Raw genomic sequence first — 14,783 nt, 5'->3', positions numbered from 1 at the left:
GGCTCCCCGTGTGTCGTCCTCTCGGTCGTTCCCTTGTCCTGCCGGCCGCGCCGCTCCATATTCCTGACGCAGCATGTTGCATAGCGAGGCGAGCCATGGAAAAGCGGCTACTTCAGATCGAGAAGGCCTGGGAACAGGCGCTCGGCGATATCTTCCAACCCTATGTCGACCTGAAACGCGAACCCACGGCCAAGGCGATGGAGGCGTTTCGCGCGGTGCTGGGATCGTCCAGCGACAACGACATCCGTCGCCACATCGCCAGAACGGCGGCACGGCAGGGATCGACCTTCCTCAGCCGCTATCTGGCCGAGGAGGATTGGCGCAGCCCCTATAGCTGACCGCCCGCTTCCATGTCCTTCGCCGCCGCAGCCGTCTTCGGTTGGGGCAAGGGCGGGGCGCCGGTCCCCAGGGTGGCAAGATATTTGATGACCGCCGCCCGGTCCTCTGGGCGGCGCAATCCGGCGAAGGTCATTTTCGTGCCCGGCACCACGCGCCCCGGCGAACCCAGGAAATCGAACAGATTGTCATAGCTCCAGCTACCCCGATGCGCCTGCATGGCGGGCGAATAGGCAAAACCCGCATGGCTCGCCACGGGTCGCCCGACCACACCCCACAGATTGGGTCCGATGCGATTGGGGCCGCCCGGAGTGAAGTCATGACAGCTCATGCAAAGCTGCACCTTCTGCTTTCCCGCACCCGCATCCGCGCGGGCGAGCAGGGTACCGAGGTCGGGTGGAGGCGCCGCTGTCGTGCCTCCGCCGACCACTGAAGGCTCCGGCGCCTTGCCCCGCATGGCCCTGTGATAGGCGATCACCCGGCTGCCTTCGCCTGGCTCGGCAAAGCTGGCGGGCCAGTCCCGCTGGATTGCCGCCATGTCGACCCGCGGCGGCATCTCATCCATCGGCCTGTAGGCCAGTTGTCCTGGCCTGACCCGCGTATAGAGCTTGTCGCTGAACCAGCCGAGGCCCAGCGCCGTCACCACTGCGCCTACCACGCACAGCGCCACCGCCGTCCCGCGCATCCGTCCCATGGTTCACCCCCCTCCGCCCATGAAGATCGCCCGCGTCCAGAAGGCGTAGTTCGCCTCGATCGTCATGATCCGCACCAGCACCAGCAACACCAACGGCGGCACCAGGATGGCATAGATCAGGGACAGCCGTTCCCACGCCATATGCATGAAGATCGATACGATCAGCCCGGCCTTCAGCAGCATGAAGACGATGATCAGCGTCCAGCGCATGATCCCCTGCACATGCATGTAATCGACCAGATAGGACATGGCGCTCAGCAGGAACAGCAGGCCCCAGACCTTGAGGTAGAGGCTGATCGGATGCTGTTGCGCTTCATGGGTGATTGAAGGATCATGCTGCATGGCGCGCCTCACCAGAGATAGAAAAAGGCGAAGATGAACACCCAGACGAGGTCGACGAAATGCCAGTACAGTCCGGCAATCTCGACCGCGCTATAATCTCCCGTGCGGTCGTAATGGCCCCGCGCCACCTTGGACGCGATGATCAGCAGCAATAGGACGCCGCAGGTCACGTGCAGCCCGTGAAAGCCGGTGATCATGAAGAAGCTGGCGCCGAATTGCGGTGCCCCCATGGGATTATACCAGGGCCGCACGCCTTCCTCGAAGATCAGCTTGGTCCATTCGAATGCCTGCATGCCGAGGAAGGTGAGGCCGAACAGGGCGGTGAGCAGCATCAGCATCGTCGTTTTCCGCCGGTCGCGCTGGTAGCCGAAATTCACTGCCATCGCCATGGTGCCGCTGGAACTGATCAGGGCAAAGGTCATGATCGCGATCAGGACGAGCGGAATCTCATGCCCGCCGATATCGAGCGCGAATACCTTCGCAGTGTCGGGCCAGGGTAGCACCGCGGAGGAGCGCATCGTCATATAGCCGGTCAGGAAGCAGGAGAAGATGAAGGTGTCGCTGAGCAGGAAGATCCACATCATCGCCTTGCCCCAGTGGGTGTGGCGGAACACTTCCTGATCGGCGGACCAGTCGGCCGCGATCTCCCGCAAGGTGGGACCTATAATCTCTCGATCCGACGGGGCTTGAGCCATGGCGATGAGTCCTCAAGTCGACAGCAGTAAAGCGGCCAGAACCAGCCAGATGATCAACAGGAAATGCCAGTAGAGCGCGCACAGAGCGATATTGCGCATGTTCGCCGCCGCCAGCGCCCGGCCGGCCGCGAACAGGCCGCCAACTATGTGCAGCCCGTGCAGGGCAGTCAGCAGGTAGAAGAAGGCATTAGCCGGATTGGCGGACAGGGTGTAGCCGGTCGCCTGATAATGCCGCCATAGCAGCAATTGTCCCATGAGGAACAGGACGCCCAGCGCGGCTCCCGCGGTCGCCGCGCGGGCCATTCGTTCCCGCCGTGCCATCTCCCACGCGACGCTGCTTGCCGCCAGCAGCAGCGTATTGATCCACAGCAGCGGCGGGTCGGGCATCGATTTCCAGTCGCTGCCATGCCCCATGGCGCCATGCAGTCCCATGCGCATCAGATAGGCCGCGACCAGCAGCGAGAACATCACCATGGCGACGCCGAAATAGGCCAGCGTCCCGACAGTTCCCGCAGACGGCCTTTCCCGTTCGACCGGCGGTGGACCAGGCTCCCAGCTTTTCTCCGTCAGGCGCGCGAGGATCGTCATGCGCCCAATTCCGTTCGGGGTTCGGTCTGGGGAATGAAATCGCGCGCCGCCCCCGGCACGCTGTAATCATAGGCCCAGCGATAAACGACCGGCAGATGCGGTCCCCAATTGCCATGGGCGGGCGGGGTGTCGGGCGTCTGCCATTCGAGGCTCGCCGCGCCCCAGGGATTGGGATCGGCCCTTGGTCCCCGGAACAGGCTCCAGATCATGTTGAAGAAGAACAGGCCCTGCGCGCAGAAGACGATCAGCGCCGCCACGCTGATCCAGGCATTGGCCAGATGCACCGACTGCGGGATGAAGGCGGTTTCGCCCAGCGCATAATAGCGGCGCGGCACGCCCAATATGCCCAGATAATGCATCGGCAGGAAAATCGCATAGACGCCAAGGAAAGTGATCCAGAAATGGAGCTTGCCCAGCGTGTCGTTCCACATCCGCCCGAAAATCTTGGGATACCAGTGATAGATGGCGCCGAAGATCACCAATACCGGCGACACGCCCATGACCATATGGAAATGGGCGACAACGAAGAAAGTATCTGACAAGGGCACATCGACGCTGACATTGCCCAGGAACAGTCCCGACAGTCCGCCATGGATGAAGGTGAAGATGAAAGCGATGGCGAACAGCATCGGCACGCGCAGGTGAATGTCGCCGCGCCATAATGTCAGCAGCCAGTTATAGACCTTGATCGCGGTCGGAATGGCGATGATCAGCGTCGACGTGGCGAAGAAGAACCCGAAATAGGGGTTCATGCCCGACACATACATATGGTGCGCCCAGACGAGGAAGCTGAGCGCGCCGATGATGACGATGGCCCACACCATCATCCGGTATCCGAAGATATTGCGCCGCGCATGGACGCTGATCAGGTCGGACACGATGCCGAAGGCGGGCAGGGCGACGATATAGACTTCGGGATGGCCGAAGAACCAGAAGAGATGCTGGAAGAGCAGGGGGCTGCCCCCTTGTGTCGGGGTGATCGCGCCCATGGACTGCATGGTCGGCATGAAGAAGCTGGTGCCCGCCAGATGATCGAACAGCATCATGATCGCCGCGACGAACAACGCCGGAAAGGCCAGCAGGCCCATCACCGATGCCGTGAAGATCCCCCACACCGATAGCGGCATCCGCATCAGCGTCATGCCCTTGGTCCGCGCCTGCAACACCGTGGTCACATAGTTGAGGCCGCCCATGGTGAAGGCCGCGACGAAGATGGCGAGGCTCACCAACATGGTGACGATGCCCCATTGATGCCCCGGCGTGCCCTCGCTGATCGCTTGCGGCGGATAGAGCGTCCAGCCCGCGCCCGTCGGCCCGCCCGGCACGAAGAAGCCCGCCACCAACACGATCACCGAGAGCAGATAGAACCAGTAGCTCAGCATGTTGACGAAGGGGAACACCATGTCCCGCGCCCCGATCATCAGCGGGATCAGATAATTGCCGAACCCGCCCAGCAGGAGCGCCGTCAGCAGATAGACCACCATGATCATGCCGTGCATCGACACGAATTGCAGGTAATTGTCGGGTTGGATCGCCGGAAAGGCGCCGGGAAAGCCCAGTTGCAACCGCATCAGCGCCGACAGCACCAGTGCCACCAGTCCGATCCCGATGGCGGTGCAGCTATATTGAATGGCGATGACCTTGTGATCCTGGCTCCAGACATATCTGGTGACCCAACTGTGCGGATGATGCAGCGGGCGCAGGTCGTCGGCCAGGGTGGTAGCCATCAGCGAATGCTCCAGGAGGCGGGCGTAGAACAGGCATTGGCCTTGATGATCAGGATCGACATGGCGGCCGGCGGTGCCTCGGCCAGAATCTGGCCGAAGCTGGTCTGCTGCGCCTGCCACCGGGCGAAGGCCTTGGGCTCTTCGACCACTACCTTGCCGCGCATGGCATGATGCCCCGTGCCGCACAGCTCGGCGCAAAGAATGTCGAAGGTTCCGGTCTTGGTCGGGGTCAACCAGAAATAGGTCACGATCCCCGGCACCAGATCCATCTTGGCGCGGAATTCAGGCACGTAGAAATCATGCAGCACATCCTTGGACCGCAGCACGATCTTGACCGGCTTGCCGATCGGCAGATGCAAGTCGCCGCTTTCGACCACTATGTCATCACGGCCGTAGGGATCGAGCGGATCGAGCCCCAGCCCATTGTCCGGCGTGACGAACTTGACCCCCGCTGCGCCCAGCACACCGTCCGGCCCCGGATAGCGGAACGACCATTGCCATTGCTGGCCGACCGCCTCGATCACGGTCGCTTCGTGGGGCACGGACACATATTTGCCCCACGCCGCCAATCCCGGCGCCAGCATTCCCGCTATGCCGATCGCGGTCCAGAAGGTCAGCCTTTTCTCCAGGGAGGCGTTTTCCGGCTCATAATGCGCCTTGTGCCTCAGCCCCCTATATTCCGGGCGATGGCGATATTTGACGACCGCCCAGGCGAGGAACAGGTTCAGCCCCACGAAGGCCGCTGCGCAAATCCACAACGTCACGTCGAGCGCGGAATCGATCGAACCCCAGTTGGAGGCGATGGGCGTGCGCCACCAGGGACTGAACAGGTGAAAGGCGACCGAACCGACCACAAGCATGGCGATGGCTACCGCAACCGGCACAAGCCCTCTCCCATATAGGCGGGCGCTCGAAGCCTTTTTCAGTCCGGCATTTCGAGTCGCCCCGGCAATAACCGCCGGAGCAAGTTACAGAAAAAATGCCGAACGGGAAAGCGGTCGTGGTGAGAGCCAGGCCGCGACGCACGCGGACTATAGCGGAAGCCTTATCTTGTGCTCTGTGCTATCATCAAAGGAACATGTCGGGGATAGGTGGTCCGGATTTTGAGAATATCTACCGAAGTTCCTCCATTGTTTCGACATGTGAATGAGGGTTTGTAAAATTCATTTCTCGAATGATTTGCAATATTATTCGAAATGTAACAAATTATGGAAAATAATAGGTAATAATGTACTGAAAATTATAAGATAAAAGTAGAATTATTCTTATATATCGTTGGATATATACTATAAAATATACTCAATTTTTGTTAGAAAATAGGATTTCATTAACCCACATTAATTACAGTCCCTCTTGTCGTCTGGCTTGGTTCATGACGCACAGGAAAGGGTGATGTGATGTTCGGCAGATCGATGGGGCGATTGCTGCGGGACAGGACGGGCAATGTCCTGATGATGGCGGCTGCCTCCATGCCCATATTGGTCGGTTCGGCGGGGCTTGCCACCGACACGGTGCAATGGACCCTGTGGAAGCGGCAGATTCAGCGCCAGGCGGACAGCGCTGCCTTGGCCGGTGCCTATGCGGTGGCGCAGGGCTTCAGCGCATCGGACAGTGCGACCTCCGACATCAGCCGCCTGTCGCTGGTCACCCTGACGCAGACCCCCACCATCGAAAATGCGCCCACCGCCGGCGCCTATGCCGGCAACAACAAGGCGGTGCGGGTGGTGCTGCAAACCTCAGCCGAGCTGCCCTTTTCGAAGATATTGGGCGTAAGGACGCCGGTCATCTATGGCGAAGCAACCGCGGCCGTGGTGGGCAGCGGCGACTATTGCGTCGTCACGCTCGAAAAGACGACCGCGGTCGGCATCACGCTCCAGGGTAACGCCACGGTCAATCTGGGCTGCGGCATGGCCACCAATTCGCGCGCGTCGAACGCCGTCACGGCAGGAGGCAGCAGCACGGTGACGGCCACTCCGGTCGCGGCGGTGGGTGGGCTGTCGTCCAGTTCCAACTATGTTTCACCGACCACGCTGATGCCCTACAGCATCCCGGTGCAGGACCCCTATGCGTCGCTGCCCACGCCCACCGCGTCGGATTTGTCAGGCTGCAATGGCAACGCCAATGTTCAGCCCAACAACAGCAAGTCCATCACGCCAGGCTGCTTCAAGAATTTCGACGTCAAGGGCACGCTCAACATGGCGCCCGGCACCTATTTCATCGACAGCACGACCTTCGACATCGGGTCGCAGGCGGTGGTCAACGGCACCGGCGTCACCATCATCCTGACCAGCAGCAACGCGACCAACAACCCCGGTTCCATCTCCACCGTCAGCATCAATGGTGGCGCAACGCTGAATCTGACGGCGCCGACGGACATGACCAACCCCTATCACGGCGTCCTCTTCTACCAGGACCGGCGCGCGCTGGATTCGGGAACCAACAAGATCAACGGCAATGCGAGTTCTGCCCTGCAAGGCGCCTTCTATTTTCCGGGCCAGGCGATGGAATTCAGCGGCACGTCGGGCATGACCACCACCTGCGTGAAGATGGTCAGCAAGCGCGTCACCTTCATAGGCAACAGCAATATCGTCAATCAATGCGACAATAAGGGCGTCGATAAAATCGTCGCGACGCTGGTGAGGCTGGTGGGATGATGAAGCGCCTCCTTTCGGACCGATCCGGCAACAGCACGGTCGAACTGGCGATCATCATGCCGGTCCTGGTGCTGCTGACCTTCATGGCAGCGGATGTGGCCATGGCCTTCAAGGCGAAGATCGGGCTCCAGCGCGGGGCCGAACGTGCGGCCCAGATGGCGACCGCGGGCGGATACAGCACCACATCCGCCAACAATTATAGCAATTTGAAGGCGGACGCCGCTTCAGCCGCCGGTGTTTCAACGAATAACGTCACTATCACGCCCACGCTGGTTTGCGACAGTACGGCGCAAACCACGCCCGATTACTGCACCGCGACCCAGCAGATGAAGCGCTATGTCGCGATCAATATTTCGGGGACCTATACGCCGATGTTCGCCAAACTCGCGCCCAGCAGCAACTGGTCGGCCCAGGGCATCGCGCTCACCGGCTCCGCATCGGTGCGCCTGCAATGATCCGGCTGGTACGCGACCAGCGCGGAGCGGGTGCCGTCGAGTTCGCCCTTGCCCTGCCGCCTTTCATCATGCTGCTGATGGGGGCGCTGCAACTCGGCATCATCGCCTGCGCACGCACAGGCCTGCAACATGCGGTGGATGAAGGCGCGCGCTACGCGTCCATCTATCCCACGCCAACCGATACGGACATCATCGCCAAGGTCAATTCGCGTGAATTCGGCCTGGACCCGGCCTATACCAACAATCCGACCATCACCCACGGCACCCAATATGGCGTGCCCTATACCGAAATCACCATGACCTATTCCCGGCCGCTGAACTTCATCGTCTATCAGACGCCGTCGCTGTCGATCAGCTATACCCGCCGATCCTATTGAGGCTTCAACTGGCCTCACTTACCGGACGGGCTGTCGCAGCGCCCTTCTTCTGAACAAGGCGACTATGCAGGGGGAGCCGTCCCGCTTTCCCAACACAGATTGCCCGCCCTCCGCATGAAACTGCCGCGCTTCTTTTCCTCGACCGCCTGCGACATGGCCATCGACCTTGGCACCGTCAACACGGTCATCCATGTGCGCGATCGCGGCATCGTGCTCAACGAACCCTCGGTCATCGCGATCGAGACCCGCGACGGCATCCGCAAGGTGAAGGTCGTCGGCAACGAAGCCAAGCTGATGATGGGCAAGACACCCAGCGGTATCCAGGCGATCCGTCCCCTGCGCGACGGCGTGATCGCGGACATCGATGTGGCCGAACAGATGATCAAGCATTTCATGGACAAGGCGCTCGACGGCCACAGCCGTTTCGGCCGCCGTCATGAAGTGGTGATCTGCGTCCCCACCGGCTCCACCATGGTGGAGCGCCGCGCCTTGCGCGACGCCGCCTCCAATGCCGGGGCCTACAAGGTCCAGTTGATCGAGGAACCCATGGCCGCCGCGATCGGCGCCGGCCTGCCGGTCACCGAACCGCGCGGCGCCATGGTGGTCGACATCGGCGGCGGTACGACGGAAGTCGCCGTACTGTCCCTGCGCGGCATCGCCTACAGCAGTTCCGCGCGCGTCGGCGGCGACCGGCTGGATGACGCCATCGCCTCCCACATCCGTCGCACGCACAATCTCATGATCGGCGAAGCCACGTCGGAACGTGTGAAATGCGAACTGGGCGCCGCCACCCCGCCCGACGGCGAAGGCCGCCGCATGATCGTGAAGGGCCGGGACCTGGTCAACGGCCGCCCGGCGGAAATGACGATCAGCGAGGCGGAGATCGTCGACGCCCTGTCGGAGCCGGTGGGCCAGATCAAGATGGCGGTGATGACCGCGCTGGAACAGACCGCGCCGGAACTGTCGGCCGACATCATCGAGGAAGGGATCACCCTGACCGGCGGCGGCGCACTGCTCCAGCGGCTGGACGAAGCCCTGTCCGACACGACCGGCCTGCCGGTGACGGTCGCGGAAAAGCCGCTGATCTGCGTGGCGATGGGTGCGGGCCGGGCGCTGGAAGATCGCGCCTATGATGGTGTGTTGACGGTTTCCTGACCGGGGAACGCCTTCCCCCAATCGTCGCTCCGGACTGGATTGGGAGCCCCGCTGTTCGTCTTTCGTCCGCGGCCTGTCCAGTCAGGGGACCCCGGGTCAAGCCCGGGGTAGCGGTAAGGGCTATGGACCCCTATCCCGCCTGGCCATAGGCAATCACGGCCTCCACCTCGGCCTTGTCGCCCAGCACCACGCCGACCCGCTGATGCAGCCCGGTCGGCTTCACCTCCATGATCGGCGCATAACCGTTGCTTGCCGCGCCGCCGGCCTGTTCGACCAGGAAGGACATGGGGTTCGCCTCATACATCAGCCGCAGTCGCGCCTTGTCCGCATAGCGGTGATCGGCGGGATAGAGGAAAATGCCGCCTCGCTTCAGGACGCGATGCACGTCTGCCACCATCGAAGCGGTCCAGCGCATGTTGTAATCCTTGCCCAGCGGCCCCTCCGTCCCCTGGATGCGCTCCTCGATATAGCGGGCGATCCCCGGCGACCATTGCCGCCGTCGCGCCATGTTGATCGCGAATTCGGCATTGCCCTGCGGCATTTCCATTGGTCCGTCAGTCATCCGCCAGGAGCCGATTTCCCGGTCCAGCGTGAACTCATAGACTCCCGTGCCGATGGTCAGCACCAGCAGCGTCTGCGGCCCGTAGATCGCGTAGCCCGCCGCGACCTGCTGCGTACCGGGCTGGAGGAAGTCCTGCTCCGTCACCTCGCGGCCCGAACATTCCTCCGGCGCCTTCAGCACGGAGAAGATGGTGCCGACGCTCAGGTCGACGTCGATATTGCTGGACCCGTCGATCGGATCGAACAGCAGCAGATATTCGCCCTTGGGATAGCGATTGGGAATGCGATGGATCGTCTCCATCTCCTCCGAAGCCATGGCCGCCAGATGCCCGCCCCATTCATTGGCGTCGAGCAGCAACTCATTGGCGATCACGTCCAGCTTTTTCTGGACCTCGCCCTGCACATTCTCGCTGCCCAGGCTTCCCAGCACCTCGCCCAGCGCGCCCTTGGACACGCTGTGGCAGATCGTCTTGCATGCGCGCGCGACGGTTTCGATCAGCAGGCGCAACTCGGACGGCAGGGCATTGGCCTGCCGCTGTTGCTCGATCAGGAAGCGGGTGAGAGTGATGGACATAGGCGGTTTACTCGCTCAGGCAATTGGCGGGCCGGGGGCGCGCCGTGAATGGAACCGGGACATGCCGTAGCGGCCGGACGCGCATCGGAAAAGCGCCAATTCATGAGGGGGGCGTGATGGAGGACGATCCGTTCCCGTACCGGGACTGCCCGCGCGCTTGTTCCAGCGTCAGCGTCACCACCGATATGCCCAATCCATTGCGCACGCGCGGCTGTCGCTATCCCCGGCGCCCCGCGTGCCGAGCCGGGCCGACGTTTCCGGCACGATCGCCACGCAGAAGGCAGCGCAAAGATCCAACATGCCCCCAACGCGTCATCGGTCACAGTCCGGAGGTTGTCCCTGATCCCGGCGAAGCAGGGACATCCTCAGTGCCGTGCCCTCCCGCCTGAGATCCCCGTTCCTAAATCCGCTTGGCGATCGCGCCCGCTGCCCAGCCCATGCCGACCGCCAGCATCATCGCGACCAGCCCATAGAAAAACGGCCATTGCTCGGCCGCGACCGCCATGAAGCGTTCGAACCCGGACTTGCGGATGGTTATGTCGCGCACCGCTGCCGCCACCACGCGACCATCCTGCACCAGGAATGTCTCGGCCGTATAATCGCCCACGATCACCCGCGCGGACAGCGGCAGCCGCGCCCGGTAGAGCACGCCGTCGGTGATCTCCACCGTTCCCTGCTGCTCGACATAGAGGCCCGCGCGCTGGCGCAGGTCGATCAGCCCCTTCTGGAAGCGATCCAGTTCCGCGCTGTCGTTGAGGGAGGAGGGAGAAAGCTGGAGTTTGTCCACGCCCATCTCGTAGATCGCCGCCGTCCGTTCATCGACCACCTTGCCGATGGGCCGCGACGACGCGATGGCATAGAAGCTCGGCGCCGAGCGGAAGCGCGCGCTGTCGGCATTGACCCAGATGCCCGCCACCTTCTGCTTTTCGCGCATGGTGATCGACTGGTCGGGGCCTTTCAGCACCACCATGATGTCGGCGGGCGTCTTCGGCCGCCGCCCGTCGGGATAGACGATTGCGCCGAACAGCAGCAGGTCGGCACCGGTGAAGCTATATTGGATCTCCACCTCGCGTTGCGACACGTCGGGCACCAGCATCGGCTCGTCCGCCGCCGTCAGCAGCAGCATGGCGGGGGGCAAAGCGAGAAGGGCACGCCTTTTCACCGCACTTCGACCGTATAGATTTCATCTGGCCGGAATCCCAGGCCCAGCGCCATGCGCGCAGCGACCAGCAGCACGATCGCGGCCAGCAGGATGCGCAGATATTCCGGCCGGATCGTCATGGAGATGCGCGTCCCCACCTGCGCGCCGGTGACGCTGCCGATCAGCAGCAGCAGGGCCAGCACCAGATCGACCGCATGGGTGGTCATGGCGTGCATCATCGTCGTCGCCATGGTGACGAACAAAATCTGGAACAGCGACGTCCCGACCACCGACTGGGTCGTCATGCCCAGCAGGTAGAGCATGGCCGGAACCAGGATGAACCCGCCGCCCACGCCCAGCAACATGGTGAGGATGCCCGTCGCCATGCCCAGCAGCAGCGGCGCCAGCGGCGAGATATAAAGCCCCGAGCGATAGAAACGCCAGCGCATCGGCATGGCAGCGACCAGGGGATGGTGTCGCCGCTTGCGCGCCTGGATGCGTCTGCCGCTCTTGAGCGCGATCAGCGCCTGGATCGATTCCTTCGCCATGAGCGATCCGATGCCGCCGAGCATCAACACGTAGAGGATACCGATCACCGTATCGATCTGGCCGATGGCTTGCAGCAGCCGGAAGATGAGTACGCCCAGGCCCGCCCCCACCACGCCGCCCACGATCAACACGCCGCCCATACGGAAATCCACCGTGCCGCGCGACATGTGCGTGACGACGCCCGATACGCTGGCGCCGGTCACCTGTGACGCCGCCGAAGCCGCAGCAACGGTCGGCGGAATGCCGTAGAAAATCAGCAATGGCGTGGTCAGGAATCCCCCGCCGACCCCGAACATACCTGACAACAGGCCCACCACGCCGCCAAGGGCAATGATGACCAGCGCGTTCACCGACAGATTGGCGATGGGCAGATAAAGGTCCATGGAGGTCTTGGGTTAAGCGTAATATGCGGAGAGATAAAGGCGGTCCCGCTTAAAAATCCGCCCCAAGCGTCACGGCAAGGCCGGAGGCAGGTGCAGCGCGGCCAGCGATGCGTTCGCGCCATTCGATGCCCAACCGGGCTGCGACGGGCTTCAGGGGCAGGCGGACCTGGATTTCCGGTCCGACATCCAGTCGCTCCACTTGCGGCTGCGCTCCACCCGAAAGGCTGGCGCCAAGCCGTAAAGGCGAACGCCCGATCGTCGACAGCAAGGATATCTTGCCGTCGACGAACAGATCGTTCGATCGGAAGCCGACCATGCCGCCCTGCGCATAGGCTGCAACCTCCAATGAAGGCGCGATCGGCATCGGTCCGATTCCGCCTACAACCATGACCGCATTGGCATTGCGTCCACCCTGACCAAGCGCGATCCGTCGCTCCGTCGCAACGCTGACCGGAATGCGGCGTGCCGGCTGCCATGCCAGTCCCAGCGCCGCTTCGGGGGAAGCGGGACGGTTCAAGGCTGCGCTCGCTCTCGCATAGGCCGTCGCCCGGGAGGAGGCGTGCGGAGTCAGATCGAAATCGATGCGGCCCCCTGCCTGTGACCCGCCGAGCCTGCCCGCCGAAACGGCATCGGCCCGAGTGGCGCCGCCTTCGCGCCAGAGCAACCACAGGCTGCCATGCCAGCGGCCGTTGCCCACCGTCTGCGGCAACGCCAGGGGTATGGCGGGAGCTGGATGGACCGGCGGATCGGTTGGAGCTGTGTGATCCTCACTCGGCATTGAGGTGGCGGCGACGTCGGCCACCCGGATGGAAATGGGAATGACCGCCGCAGTCCTGCTCTCCCCGGCCGGTGAGGCGAAATATGAAGGCTCGCGCCGGCCGGAAGCGGGTGGGGTCTGCCTGTGTCGGACCATGGTCTTCCAGTGCAAGGGGGCGTCGTTCCGCGCTGATGTCGACCAGATTTTCGGACGCTCCGGGCGGCGGAGCTGTCCGTCTTCGGGGTACACCCATATGTCGCCTTGGGGACTTGCCAGACGGATGAGGACCCAACCGGCCATGACGAAGGCGAAGAAGCGAACCGGCCGTCCGCTCGCCGCCTCGTTCATGCCGGGACTTCCAGATCGGGAAAGCGATGCTGGGTCTTGTCCCATGCCAGCGGTTTGCCGGTCAAGGACTGGAGGTAAAGAAACATGGCGCGCCGGGCAGCCATCATCGCGATGATATTGGCAATGATGGTGCGCGGTATCGCCCCCAGGCCGAACGCCCAGCCATAGCTCATGCCGGCAAAAATGGCGCGCGTCGCCATGCGCCAGGTCATGAAAGCGAAATTGATCCACAACAGCGTTTCGACCGCGCGTGAAGGTCTAAGATGGGAGTCGAGGCCGAACAGGCCGCCGATCTGTAGCACCGCCGATAGCAATAGAGTGAGATAGGCGGTGAACAGGACGAAGGCAGACAGCGCCGCGCGGCGATCTCGCATCCGCATCCACCATTCCATGGGCCCGCCCTGCCAGCCCAAGCGATCCCATCCCGCAAGCGAGATGCCGACCATCCACCGCGCCTTCTGCTTGACTGCGCCCTTCAGGCTGTCAGGAAAATATTCCTTGGTAGCAACCAGTTGTCCGTCACTGTCACGCATTCGTACGAACACGCCTCGTCCACCCATGGTGGCGATACGCAGCCCGACCTCATAATCCTCGGTCAGCGATCCAGGGTCGAACGGCCCGCCATGGGCGGGGTTCACCAGACGCTCCAGCATCTTGCGTTCAAAGGCGCAAGCCACCCCGGCCGAGGGCATGGAGGCGCCCATCGCTTCTCGCACCGTCAGATATTTGCCATGGCTCTCCGCGAACTCATCACAGTAATGATTTGCAATGGCTTTGTTCCACCAGCCACCCTGGCCGGGCAGGGGCAGGACCGGTAATTGGACCAGTTGAAAGCGATCCGTCATGACATCGAACAGATGGATTTCGTCGCGGTGCACGACATCTTCCGCATCGTGCATGACGATGGCCTTGAAGTCGACGCCCGTGCGCGCTTCCTCCCGCAACATGGTCCGCCAGACCACATTGAGGCAATCCGCCTTGGTGGTCGGTCCATTCCGCTCGTTGATGCACAATATCAGCCGCTCTTCCCCGGCCGCCAGGGGCGCGACGGCATCCAGCGTCGCCTGATCATTGGGATAGAGGCCGACGAAGATGCGATAGTCCTGATGCCCCCAATGGGCGAGCGCATTGCGGAGCATCGGTCCGATCACGTCCGCCTCCCGCCAGGCTGGAATGAAGATGGCGATGCGTCCGGGCCGTACGGAAGCGGGCAGGGTGACGGTCGTCATCCGTTGATGGCGGGAATAGACGGTCAGGCGGCGCCACAAGTGGCGGCACAGGAACAGCACGTCTATAATGAAATCATCGATGCCGCCGATCGCCAGCCCTACCACCGCGAACAGCAGAATCTCATGATGCGCCTTCGCCAGAGAAGCGAAGAATATTTCCGCCACGGATCTAACCCCCTCTGTCCCTAGCGTGAGCTATTGCAGTAACAGATTGATTC

16 protein-coding genes are annotated in these 14,783 nt (G+C 62.5%); 5 read left to right on the top strand and 11 right to left on the bottom strand.

What is annotated here, in order from left to right; genetic code table 11:
* Positions 1-95 precede the first annotated feature (95 nt).
* Positions 96-338 (top strand): hypothetical protein, encoded by a 243-nt coding sequence (locus CAF53_RS02965; RefSeq protein WP_100237275.1) that lies wholly within the window; start codon positions 96-98, stop codon positions 336-338.
* On the opposite strand, the gene CAF53_RS02960 is transcribed toward CAF53_RS02965, so the two are convergent.
* The 6 genes from CAF53_RS02960 to CAF53_RS02935 are packed head-to-tail and all read right to left on the bottom strand — an operon-like array spanning position 329 to position 5,266.
* Positions 329-1,030, bottom strand: a complete 702-nt coding sequence (locus CAF53_RS02960) for a cytochrome c family protein (RefSeq protein WP_100237274.1) — start codon at positions 1,028-1,030, stop codon at positions 329-331. The two genes, CAF53_RS02965 and CAF53_RS02960, sit on opposite strands and share 10 nt — an antisense overlap.
* 3 nt (positions 1,031-1,033) lie before the next feature.
* The gene (locus CAF53_RS02955) at positions 1,034-1,372 is read right to left on the bottom strand and encodes a cytochrome C oxidase subunit IV family protein (protein ID WP_046763201.1); all 339 of its coding nucleotides are present in this window, start codon (positions 1,370-1,372) and stop codon (positions 1,034-1,036) included.
* A gap of 8 nt (positions 1,373-1,380) precedes the next feature.
* On the bottom strand, positions 1,381-2,067 hold the full coding sequence (locus tag CAF53_RS02950) for a heme-copper oxidase subunit III family protein (protein WP_046763200.1): 687 nt from the start codon (positions 2,065-2,067) through the stop codon (positions 1,381-1,383).
* Between the two features lie 12 nt (positions 2,068-2,079).
* On the bottom strand, positions 2,080-2,655 hold the full coding sequence (locus CAF53_RS02945; RefSeq protein WP_100237273.1) for a cytochrome c oxidase subunit 3: 576 nt from the start codon (positions 2,653-2,655) through the stop codon (positions 2,080-2,082).
* Positions 2,652-4,382 carry a cbb3-type cytochrome c oxidase subunit I gene (locus tag CAF53_RS02940; protein ID WP_100237272.1) on the bottom strand — a complete coding sequence of 577 codons (1,731 nt, stop codon included), beginning with the start codon at positions 4,380-4,382 and terminating at the stop codon, positions 2,652-2,654. Before CAF53_RS02940 ends, CAF53_RS02945 begins: the two co-directional genes overlap by 4 nt.
* Positions 4,382-5,266: a cytochrome c oxidase subunit II gene (locus tag CAF53_RS02935; protein WP_100237271.1), complete on the bottom strand. Its 885-nt coding sequence runs from the start codon at positions 5,264-5,266 to the stop codon at positions 4,382-4,384. Before CAF53_RS02935 ends, CAF53_RS02940 begins: the two co-directional genes overlap by 1 nt.
* A gap of 513 nt (positions 5,267-5,779) precedes the next feature.
* Between CAF53_RS02935 and CAF53_RS02930 the strand changes: the two genes are divergently transcribed.
* The 4 genes from CAF53_RS02930 to CAF53_RS02915 all read left to right on the top strand — a co-directional run bounded on the left by CAF53_RS02930 (position 5,780) and on the right by CAF53_RS02915 (position 9,023).
* Positions 5,780-7,036: a pilus assembly protein TadG-related protein gene (locus CAF53_RS02930; protein ID WP_100237270.1), complete on the top strand. Its 1,257-nt coding sequence runs from the start codon at positions 5,780-5,782 to the stop codon at positions 7,034-7,036.
* Positions 7,033-7,491 (top strand): TadE/TadG family type IV pilus assembly protein, encoded by a 459-nt coding sequence (locus CAF53_RS02925; protein ID WP_046763195.1) that lies wholly within the window; start codon positions 7,033-7,035, stop codon positions 7,489-7,491. Before CAF53_RS02930 ends, CAF53_RS02925 begins: the two co-directional genes overlap by 4 nt.
* Entirely contained in the window at positions 7,488-7,868 is a 381-nt protein-coding gene (locus tag CAF53_RS02920) for a TadE family protein (RefSeq protein WP_046763194.1), read from the top strand. Before CAF53_RS02925 ends, CAF53_RS02920 begins: the two co-directional genes overlap by 4 nt.
* 114 nt (positions 7,869-7,982) lie before the next feature.
* Complete coding sequence (locus CAF53_RS02915) at positions 7,983-9,023, top strand: rod shape-determining protein (protein ID WP_046763193.1); 1,041 nt, start codon at positions 7,983-7,985, stop codon at positions 9,021-9,023.
* A 130-nt stretch (positions 9,024-9,153) separates the two neighbouring features.
* On the opposite strand, the gene CAF53_RS02910 is transcribed toward CAF53_RS02915, so the two are convergent.
* From CAF53_RS02910 to CAF53_RS02890, 5 genes are all read right to left on the bottom strand, one after another.
* Positions 9,154-10,158 (bottom strand): class 1 fructose-bisphosphatase, encoded by a 1,005-nt coding sequence (locus tag CAF53_RS02910; protein ID WP_046763192.1) that lies wholly within the window; start codon positions 10,156-10,158, stop codon positions 9,154-9,156.
* Between the two features lie 400 nt (positions 10,159-10,558).
* A complete protein-coding gene (locus CAF53_RS02905; protein WP_046763191.1) occupies positions 10,559-11,320 on the bottom strand; it encodes a TIGR02186 family protein in 762 nt (253 codons plus the stop codon).
* On the bottom strand, positions 11,317-12,231 hold the full coding sequence (locus tag CAF53_RS02900) for a sulfite exporter TauE/SafE family protein (RefSeq protein WP_100237269.1): 915 nt from the start codon (positions 12,229-12,231) through the stop codon (positions 11,317-11,319). The genes CAF53_RS02905 and CAF53_RS02900 overlap by 4 nt, the downstream gene beginning before the upstream one ends.
* Before the next feature lie 49 nt (positions 12,232-12,280).
* A complete protein-coding gene (locus tag CAF53_RS02895) occupies positions 12,281-13,336 on the bottom strand; it encodes a hypothetical protein (RefSeq protein ID WP_100237268.1) in 1,056 nt (351 codons plus the stop codon).
* Positions 13,333-14,730 carry a glycosyl transferase family protein gene (locus tag CAF53_RS02890; protein WP_100237267.1) on the bottom strand — a complete coding sequence of 466 codons (1,398 nt, stop codon included), beginning with the start codon at positions 14,728-14,730 and terminating at the stop codon, positions 13,333-13,335. The genes CAF53_RS02895 and CAF53_RS02890 overlap by 4 nt, the downstream gene beginning before the upstream one ends.
* Positions 14,731-14,783: the final 53 nt, after the last annotated feature.

This window comes from Sphingobium sp. LB126, assembly GCF_002795205.1.
Taxonomy (GTDB): domain Bacteria; phylum Pseudomonadota; class Alphaproteobacteria; order Sphingomonadales; family Sphingomonadaceae; genus Sphingobium; species Sphingobium chungbukense.
This window is presented reverse-complemented; position numbering and strand designations above follow the sequence as displayed.